Source organism: Streptomyces sp. NPDC097640 (genome assembly GCF_040302705.1).
GTDB lineage: Bacteria > Actinomycetota > Actinomycetes > Streptomycetales > Streptomycetaceae > Streptomyces.
This window is the reverse complement of the sequence record NZ_JBEOSB010000087.1, coordinates 1-1,424: the sequence shown is the minus strand read 5'-3', so window position 1 is coordinate 1,424 and position 1,424 is coordinate 1. Positions and strand designations below refer to the sequence as shown.

Here is a 1,424-nt window from a genome sequence, read left to right as displayed (position 1 = left end):
CTAGTGTGATGCGCCGGAAATCGCGGGCTTAAGTCTGTAGGCTGTTTTCATGTCCCGGGGTCCTCGTGCCGTCGAGGTTGTGCTGTCCGATGATGAACGCGCCGAGTTGCTGCGCTGGGCGGGCGGGGCGGTGGCGCCCCGCGTCGCTGAGCGGGCACGCATCGTTCTGGCGTGCGCGGACGGGAAGCCGAATACGCGTGTGGCGGCGGAGTTCAAGGTAACCGCGGACACGGTGAGGAAGTGGCGCTCGCGGTTTGCTGACCGGCGGATGGCCGGGCTTGCGGATGAACCGCGGCCGGGCCGGCACAAACTGGATCTGGTGCTCAGCGATGACGAGCGGGCTCAACTGACTCGTTGGGCAAGGCGGGCGAAGACCGCGCAGTTCCTGGCCCTGCGCGCGAAGATCGTGCTGCGGTGCTCGGAGTGCGGGACAAACAAGCAGGTGGCAGCCGAACTTGGGGTGAGCGAGCAGTCGGTGAACCGCTGGAGAGCCCGGTTCGTCAAACGGCGGCTCGACGGCCTGGTCGACGAGCCGCGGCCGGGGCGGCCGCCGTCCGTCCTGCTCGACCAGGTCGAAGACGTCATCGTTGCGACGCTGGAATCCACTCCGGGCCAGGACACCCACTGGTCGCGTGCCTCCATGGCGGCCCGGACCGGGCTGTCGAAATCCACCATTGGCCGGATCTGGAAACGGTTCGACCTCAAGCCGCACCTGCAGGATGCCTTCAAGCTCTCCACCGACCCGCAGTTCGTCGCGAAGGTTGTCGACGTCGTCGGCCTCTATCACAACCCGCCTGAGAAGGCAGTGGTGTTATGCGTGGACGAGAAGGCCCAGATCCAGGCGCTGGACCGCTCGCAGCCGGTGCTGCCGATGATGCCGGGCATGCCCGAACGGCGTACCCACGACTACCTGCGGCACGGCATCACCAGCCTGTTCGCCGCCTTCAACATCGCAGACGGCACCGTCATAGGTGAACTGCACCGCCGCCACCGCTCCATCGAGTTCAAGAAGTTCCTGGCCACGATAGACAAGGCGGTCCCCGCTGGACTCGACGTGCATCTGGTGTGTGACAACTACTCCACCCACAACACTCCCGAGATCAAGACCTGGCTTGGCAGACACCCCCGCTTCCATGTCCACTTCACCCCGACCGGCTCTTCCTGGATCAACCAGGTCGAGCGGTGGTTCGGCTTGCTGACCGACAAACTCATCCGACGCGGCGTCCACACCTCGGTGAAGGCGCTGGAGGACGACATCAGGGCCTGGATCGACTCATGGAACGAGAACCCCAGGCCCTTCACCTGGACCAAGACCGCCGACGAGATCATCAAATCCCTCGCCGACTACCTCACCAAGGTCACTCCGCCAGCCACCGAAAACCAGCAAGAGACTTAAGCCCGCGATTTCCGGCGCATCACACTAG

General features: G+C 64.7%; 1 protein-coding gene. It reads left to right on the top strand.

The window, feature by feature from the left end; genetic code table 11:
* Positions 1-49: 49 nt before the first annotated feature.
* Complete coding sequence (locus ABTY62_RS47445; protein ID WP_352135621.1) at positions 50-1,396, top strand: IS630 family transposase; 1,347 nt, start codon at positions 50-52, stop codon at positions 1,394-1,396.
* Positions 1,397-1,424 lie beyond the last annotated feature (28 nt).

Excerpts from the sequence above, each read along its gene's own strand:
- ABTY62_RS47445 (WP_352135621.1), top strand. The coding sequence starts at position 50 with ATGTCCCGGGGTCCTCGTGCCGTCGAGGTTGTGCTGTCCGATGATGAA.